The organism is Mycobacterium sp. TH-M15, assembly GCF_057473705.1.
The window spans coordinates 1-7,883 of the sequence record NZ_JBYCLB010000472.1 but is presented as its reverse complement, the minus strand read 5'-3'; the positions used below and the strand labels follow the sequence as shown (position 1 = coordinate 7,883).

Below are 7,883 nucleotides of genomic sequence, written 5' to 3'. Positions count from 1 at the left end.
CGCCGGTCTGCACGGTCTGCCGCGGTTGGGTGACGGCGACGGTGTCCCGGAATGCGGCGACCACCGACTCCTTGGTGGCCTGCACGAACAGTCCGCTCTTGGTGGCGTCCACCCCGCCGGCCGGCACCGTGGAGAGCACCAGGCCGCCGCTCTCCGGCAGGGTGGCGATCGCCGGGCACGGGATGGTGATGTCCAGCGACCGCGGGGCGCCGGCGACCAGCGGGGCGGTGATGTCGCCGACGTTGCCGTCCTTGTCCAAGCCCTGCGGCCACAGGATGGTCGCGGTGGTCTGGTCGACCGGCAGCAGCGGCGCCAGGCCGCAGAGCAGCACGCCGACGATGCCCGCGACGACGGCGATCAGCCGTGCGGCCCGGAAGCGGACCGCCTGGTTGTCGTCGGGGGGCACGAGGATCGATGGTAGGCGACCGGCGGCGATAGGCCCGGATCCACCCGTCTGGTCTGGCGTCCCCGGTTCTTCTCGGCCGTAGGCTGACCGGAACGGCCGTCGACGGGGGATGGCTCCTGTTCCTGGGCGTGCTGCCGACGCCTGGAGCTGCGCGCAGCGCCTGGATCAGCGCGACTTCATCGGTTCGAACCGCAGCGGAGCCGGCCGCCACAGCCCGCTGCGGGTCGCCGAACCCAGCTCGAGCTGAGCCGGCGTGGCCTTCGGGTAGTAGGGCGTCAGCCGCTGCAGCGCGCCCCAGTCCCGGTACCAGTCGTTCTTGAGGTAGCTGGGCACCGTCGCGGCGTGCACCAGCAGCTCGGTGATGCCCAGTGGCCCGCCGCCGTTCTTGTCCATCACCGGCGAGTTGGCCTCGGCGCCGAACCGGTCCGGCAGGATCCGCCACGCGGGCACCTCGGTCACCCCGTACTGGTGGCCGAACGGTCGCTGGCACGGGAACGCCAGGCCCACCAGCCAGTCCAGCATCACCGGCTCCGTGGAGCCGACCACCTGCTGCAGGGTGCGCAGCTTCGGGATGCGCGGCGGGGTCAGCGCGATCCAGTGCTGCGGGGCCAGGTCGTCGTCGCGGGCGACCAGCCGGATCCGGGTGGCCTCGGCCGGAATCGCGCTCAGTGGCGCCCGCAGGTTGCGCCACGCCGGCGCCGGCCCGATGTCGCCGAACTCCAAACGCCCGCCCGGCTTCTCGTCGGCGGCCTGCTGGTCGGTGGCCCACTGCACGGTCACCTCTTTGGCGCTGAACCGGCCGGCCGCCGACACCACCAGTAGCGGCGCGGACGCGCCGCGTTCGGCCGCGGGCGGCAGCCGGTACCAGGCCGACCGCAGCACCGCAGGCAGCTGCAGACCCGGACGCCAGCTGCCCAGCACCGGGGTCCGGGCCGGGTCCAGGTTGTAGGGCAGCCGCGCCCGCGAGCCGTTGATACCGGCCGCCACGGTAATGCCGCCTTCGGTGCCGGCCTCACCGGTGCTGATCGGCACGTCGTCGTCGACCAGGCCGGGTGGGCCCATCACCGGGTCGGCGCGGACGTCGACCGGAATCCCATCCGGGGAGAAGCCGTCGGTGAAGCCGTCGCCCAGCGCCTCACCGACCGGGGTGTCCACCGGCTCCAGCATCCCGGCGCTGGGGTCCGGCTCCACCAGCACGTCTTCGGCCAGCCCGCAGGCCCGGGTGCTGGTGATACCGGTGACCGCCTGCAGGTTGGACCGGCCCACCGTCCAGGCCGGGTACTCGCCGGCCATCGCCGCGGTCAGCGAAGCCACCTCGAAGATGATCAGCACCCAGGCGACGATCGCCAGCGAGGACTGGATGACCGGCGCCACCCGGGATCCTGGCCTCGGCAGCCGGTCGGTGCCGTTGGTGAAGTGGAACCAGGCCGCAGCCAGCAACGTCAGCATGGTCAGTCCGAGCAGGCTGGTGGCGAACGCGATGTGCCACTTCGGGAACATGTTGGCCCATGGCACACCGAAATTCGACACGTACCACCAGCCGTTGACGCTGGCGAACGAGAGCGCGGTGATGAACAGCACCGCGGCGGTGAACAGGGTGCGGTTGCGCCGCGAGTGCATCGCGGCGGCGCTCACCGCGACCGCGGCCAGCGCACCCAGCGAGCCGGCCAGCCCGGCGAACACCCCGAAGTGATGGGTCCACTTGGTCGGGGTGAACATCATCGCCAGGAACGAGATGATGGTGATCCCGATGATCCGCCGGCTGGGTCCGGCCGCGGTGCCCGGGATCCGGCCCTTGCGCAGCGACATCGCCACCGCCACCGCCAGCGCCAGCAGCAGCGCCAGCACCGGGAAACGGCGGGCCACCGAGCCGTCCGGGGTCGGCATGAACAGCCGTTCGTAGCGCACGTACTCGTCGAACCAGGCCAGGCTGGGCCCGACGGCGGATTTCATCAGGCTGGCGTCGACCTCACCGGCCAGGGTCTGGTCGCGGAAGATCACGATCACGGTGACGGTGACCGCGGCCAGCACCGGCGCCACCAGCGGGAGCAGCCCGAACTGCTTGGAGCGGCGGTGCAGGATGGTCAGCAGCGGCCCGACCGCGACCAGCAGCGCACCGACCGAGGCGATGCCGGTCGGCCCGGAGAACAGGGTGAGCGCGCCGATGATGCAGGCCGCCGCCAGCGGCAGCAGCCGGCTGGTGGCCACCGCCCGCTCCACCGAGCACCAGGTCGCCAGGATGCCCAGGGCGATGATCGGCTCCGGCCGCAGCCCGTTGTTGAACGTCAGCCAGAAGGTCAGGAAGAGGCCGCCGGCGGTGTATGCCGCCGCCCGGCTGTGCTTGACCGCGTGACCCAACCGGGGGAGCACCTCCCGGCTGATCAACCACCAGCTGACCAACCCCATGATCAGCGTGGGCAGTCGCATCCAGACGCTGGCCGTGGAGACGTGCGACCAGATCGCCAGCAGGTCGTAGTACCAGCCGAACGGCGCCTCCGGGCTGCCGAACCAGCGGTAGTAGTTGGACATGTAACCGGCGCGCTCGGCGACCCGGGCCATGGTCAGGATGTAGCCGTCGTCGGAGGTGTTGGCGCCGATGAAATGCCACCACACCAGTACCGCGGCCACCAGCGCGTCCAGCCCGCTCACCGTCCACCAGCGCGGTGGCAGCACCCGCCGGTGCCGGACCCCGTCGGCGGTGTCCAGACAATGAAGCGCGGCTAACGCAATAAAGGTCAGTACGACGCCGAGGATCATCGCGGCCAGCTTCAGCGGCGTGGGGCCGCTGGAGTAGCGGGTGTCGACGGTGGCGGAGAACTCCAGCCCGGCCGGGGCCGGTCCGGACAGATCGGTGTAGACCCCGACGATCTGCGGGCGGAAGTCGTAGCCGCCGCGTTCGCCACGCAGCGGCTCGCCGGGGTGTTCGGAGTGTGGACCCTGGGTCAGCCCGACGAACTCGCCGGTGACCTTGTCGTGGTGGGCGCTGAACGTGAGCCGCTGGCAGTCGCCGCCGAGCACCTGGCTCATCGGCGCCGCCACCACCGGGGTGTTGCGGACCACCACCACCAGGTTGTTGTTGGCGCGCTGGATCAGCAGGCCGCGGTCGACGGCTTTCGGCGCCTGCTTGGGCACCGTCGACAGCAGCACGGTCTTGTTCTGCTGCGGGCCGGCCAGCCCTTCGGCGACCCGGCACGGGATGCTGATGTCCAGGTCGGTGGCGACGTAGCTGATCAGCGGCGCCTGCACGCTGGACAGCGCGCCGTTCTGCGGCCAGTTCAGCTGTGCGGTGGTCTGCTTGACCGGCAGCACCGGGGTGAGCACCGCCAGCAGCGCGCCGAGCAGACCGGCGACGGCGGCGACGATCCGGGCGACCCGGTACCTGGTGGCCACGGAACTCACGCGCCTAGATTAATCAGCGTCGGACGGCCAACACGAACGGGCCGATCTTCTGCACGCTAAACTCCGGGCCGGCGAAGAGCGCCGCGTCCAGGCTCACCGGGTAGCGCCGGACGTTGGGGTGGTTGGGGTAGACGTCCTTGGCCAGCCGCAGCGTGTAGGTCTCCCCGGCGCCGTGCCGCATCAAGAAGACGGTTGGCGGTCGCCACGGCAGCGTGTCCAGCGCCCGGATGAACCCCTCCGACGTCTCCAGCGTGGCCCAGTCCTCGATCGCGGCCGCCCGGTCGTCGAATTGGGCCAGCGGGTTGGCGTAGTGCGAGGTCAGGCCCTGGAAGCCCCAGTAGGGGTAGTAGGACAGGAAGCTGTAGTCGGCGGTGAGCACGACGGTCTCGGTGCGCGGCCGGCCGGTGACCCCGGTGATGGCGGCGTCGATCGCCGGGTAGTACTTCTCCGCGGCGGGCGGCCGGCGATCGCCCCGCTGGCCGTCGCCGTCGGTGTCGGTGTAGGCGATGGTGATGTCCGGCCGCAGCACCTCGGGGATGTGCTGGCTGAACCCGATCGCCCCGACCAGGCCCAGCGCCGTCGCCGCCGGCAGCACCCCCCAGGACCGCTCTCGACCGCGCCGGGCCAGCAGCGTCGCGGCTTCGACGAAGCCGAACACCCCCGCGGTGACCAGCAGCACGGTCAGGGTGGGCTGCAGCCGGAAGCTCAGCAGCGTGGTGCGCGCCAGCGTGGTCAGCATCGACAGCAGCGACCACAGGTAGACGGCGAGCACGCCGATGCCCAGTGCCGCCGCCCGGGTGCTGGTTCCCGTCCGCGCCACCAGCCAGAGCGTGCCCAGCAGGCAGAGTGCCCCGAGCATGCTGAACTGCAGCATCGGGAAGGAGAGTTCGGCGCCATCGCCGGGCAGGTAGTGAAAGGCGGTGCCGGTGTTGCCGATCGGCTCGCGGGCCGCCCGCAGCAGGTACGGCAGCCAGGTGACCGAGGCGATGGCCGCCGCGAGCACGGCGATCACCGCCAGCCGGGCCAGTGGGTGTACAGCGGCGCGCAGGCCGTGCCTACGCCAGCGCCAGGCCGCCAGCCCGAGCGCCATCAGGGTCACGGTGAACGCGGTGTAGGCCACCAGCAGGGTGTAGAAGGTGGCCGCGAAGCCGAGGAAGATCCCGGTCCCGGCCACCGCGGCCCAGCCGCTGTGCCGCGGCACGTTCGTGGCGAGCGTGACGTTAGGCGCACGGTCGACGCCGAGCGTGAACCTGTCCGCACGTTCGGCGGGGGCGGCCGGTCCGGCCCGCCCACCGGCGCGCAGGCCGGACCAGGCCAGGATCAGCACCGGCGGCAGCAGCACGGTGATCATCGCCGCGTACGGCTCCGGCGAGCTGTAGGTCAGCGTCGCCGCCGCGGTGGCCACGGTGGCGATCAGCGCGTACTCGAAGCGGATCAGCCGGTTCCACAGCACCAGCGCGACGGCCACCGCGATGGTGATCGAGGTGATTGCCCACGGCTTGTACACCGCCCAGGCGTGCTCGGCCGGGGTGCCGGTCAGCGCCGCGGCCCGCCCGCCCAGCCAGAACCAGCCGGGCGGGTAGAACGGCGGCAGGCCGACGTAGGTCATATCGCGCAGCGCTGGGCTGTCGGTGAGCCGGGTCAGGTACTCGGTGCGGAACTGCTGGTCGACGGAGATGCCGAACAGGTACAGCCTGGTGGCGCCGAGCGGCATGCCGAGCGTCACCACGGTGAACGCCGAGACGAAGACCAGCGCGCCGAACCAGGCCAGCCCGCGCCTGCACCGGGTCGACCGTCGCCACAGCCAGCCGCAGCCGAGCAGCCCGACCAGACAGCCCACCTGGCCGACGGTGGTCAGCGCGTGCAGCTGGTTCGACGACGGGTAGGCGGGCCACTGCACCCGGGAGATGGCGATCAGCGCTATGGCCGCGACGACGATGGCGACGGCGGCCGCCAGCGCCATCTGGGCCGCCGTCTTGGCGGCGGCGGTCAGCGCGTTACGCGTCATGTGTCACACCGACCTCGAGCGGCCCGGTGGGCGCAGCAGCCCCGGTGGCCACCGGAGGGCAGGGTTGGTGCGTTCGCCGGCCCGTCGCTCAGAGGCGGGCAACCCACCGTGGGCCTCCCCGGAGTTACGGATGGAGCGTCGGTTAAAGCCGGGAAGCCGATTACGCGCGTGGCAGGCGGGACCGACCGGTGCGTCCAGCAGCATGATCAGATCGGCAGCCGGCGGAAGATGGCCCGCGGCACGTGCCGCAGCACCATCATCACGTAGCGGAAGGCGCCCGGCGCCCACACCAGCTGCTTGCCCTTGCCGGAGGCGGTGACGGCCAGGTCGGCGACGTACTCCTTGTCCACGGTGAGCGGTGCCTCCTCGACGTGTGCGCTGAACCGGGTGCGCACCTGGCCGGGCCGGATCACCAGCACCCGCACCCCGTACTCGCGCAGCGCTTCGCCCAGGCCGAGGTAGAAGCCGTCCAGGCCGGCCTTGCTGGAGCCGTAGACGAAGTTGGACCGACGCACCCGCTCGCCGGCCACCGAGCTCATCGCGATGATCTGGCCGAAGCCCTGGGTGCGCATCTTCTCGCCGAGCAGCACCCCCACCGACACCGCCGCGGTGTAGTTGATCGCGGCCACCTGGACCGCCTTGGCTTGGTTGTGCCAGAGCTCTTCGGCGTCGGCGTCCATCCCGAACGCCACGATCGCCACGTCTATGTCTTTGGAGTCACCCGCGGCTTTGAACGCGCCGTCGATCGCCTTCGGGTGACTCTCGGTGTCCAGCGCGTCGAAGTCGATCACCTCCACCGATTTCGCGCCGCCGGCCAGCAGCTGCGCGGCGGCGGCCTCGCGGCCCGGGTCGCCGGGCAGACAGGCCAACAGCACCCGCGCGTGCGTGTTGCGCAGGTAGCGTTCGCAGATCGCCAACCCGATCTCGGAGGTGCCGCCGAGCAGCAGGATGGTCTGCGGGTTTCCCACGGCGTCAAACACCATTTACAGCAGCTCCAAACGTCGGGCCATGTCCGAGGCGAAGATCCCGTCCGGATCCACCTTGCGGCGCACCGCGATCCATTCGCCGATCCGCGGGTACATGGCGTGGAATGTCTCGGCGGTGGTCCGCGAGTCCTTGGCGGTGTAGAGCCGGCCGCCGAACTCCAGCACCCGGCGGTCCAGTTCGGTGAGGAATTCGTTCACCCCGGCTTTCATCGGGAAGTCCATGGCGACGTTCCAGCCCGCCATTGGGAAGCTCAGCGGCGCTCGATTTCCCGGACCGAACAGCTTGAACACGTTGAGGAACGAATAGTGCCCGCTGGCCTGGATGCTGCGCAGGATGGCCTTGAACTCCTCGACCGCCTCGGTGGGCACCAGGAACTGGTACTGCGCGAAGCCGGCCGGCCCGTAGCCGCGGTTCCATTCACCGAGCAAGTCCAGCGTGTGATAAAACTGCGTCAGGTTCTGCACCTTGCCGCGGTAGTGGCCGCCGCGGCGATAGTACACCTCCCCGATCAGGCTTCCGGTGAATTTGTTCAGCACGCCGTTTGGAAAGATATCCGGAACCGTCATCAGCTGTGGCGCATCAAATTTCAGTGGATTCTTGGCCAGCTTCTTCGGCAACTCGTCGCGCAGCGCCAGCCGGCCCCGGGTGATCGACGCGCGTCCCAGCTTGGGCGGTGCGCTGATCGCATCGAACCACGCCGACGAGTAGGTGTAGCGGGCTTCGCTGCCGTCGCTGTGGTAAGCGATGGTCTCGTCCAGGTTCGCGGTGTTGTCGCCGTCGTTGAGGAAGTACGCCGTCTCGGTGGGGGTCATGGCGATGACGGCCCGCAGGATGATCCCGGTCAGCCCGTTGCCGCCGACGGTCGCCCAGAACAGCTCGGCCGCTGAAGCATCAGGGCCGTCGGGCTCCAGGCGGCGCACCGAGCCGTCGGCGGTCAACAGCTCCATCGAGACGACGTGGTTGCCGAAGCTGCCTGCGCTGTGGTGGTTCTTGCCGTGGATGTCGCAGGCGATCGCGCCGCCCACGGTGACCTGCCGGGTGCCGGGCAGCACCGGTACCCACAGCCCCAGCGGCAGCGCGGCC

4 protein-coding genes and 1 pseudogene are annotated in these 7,883 nt (G+C 70.5%); all 5 read right to left on the bottom strand.

The annotated features are described in order from the left end of the window. Positions 1-406: pseudogene (locus tag AC2VNT_RS11420) on the bottom strand (arabinosyltransferase); the annotation flags it as partial. Positions 407-571: 165 nt separating this feature from the next. Continuing rightward, positions 572-3,805, bottom strand: coding sequence for an arabinosyltransferase domain-containing protein (locus tag AC2VNT_RS11415; RefSeq protein WP_486946962.1), 3,234 nt, complete (start codon positions 3,803-3,805; stop codon positions 572-574). Positions 3,806-3,818: 13 nt separating this feature from the next. Next, positions 3,819-5,813: a galactan 5-O-arabinofuranosyltransferase gene (locus tag AC2VNT_RS11410; protein WP_486946961.1), complete on the bottom strand. Its 1,995-nt coding sequence runs from the start codon at positions 5,811-5,813 to the stop codon at positions 3,819-3,821. A 206-nt stretch (positions 5,814-6,019) separates the two neighbouring features. Next, positions 6,020-6,796 (bottom strand): decaprenylphospho-beta-D-erythro-pentofuranosid-2-ulose 2-reductase, encoded by a 777-nt coding sequence (gene dprE2, locus AC2VNT_RS11405; protein ID WP_486946960.1) that lies wholly within the window; start codon positions 6,794-6,796, stop codon positions 6,020-6,022. Then, positions 6,797-7,883 (bottom strand): decaprenylphosphoryl-beta-D-ribose oxidase (gene dprE1 / locus AC2VNT_RS11400; RefSeq protein ID WP_486946959.1); only part of this gene is annotated, 1,087 nt, incomplete at its 5' end.

Excerpts from the sequence above, each read along its gene's own strand:
- dprE2 (WP_486946960.1), bottom strand. The coding sequence starts at position 6,796 with ATGGTGTTTGACGCCGTGGGAAACCCGCAGACCATCCTGCTGCTCGGC.
- AC2VNT_RS11410 (WP_486946961.1), bottom strand. The coding sequence starts at position 5,813 with ATGACGCGTAACGCGCTGACCGCCGCCGCCAAGACGGCGGCCCAGATG.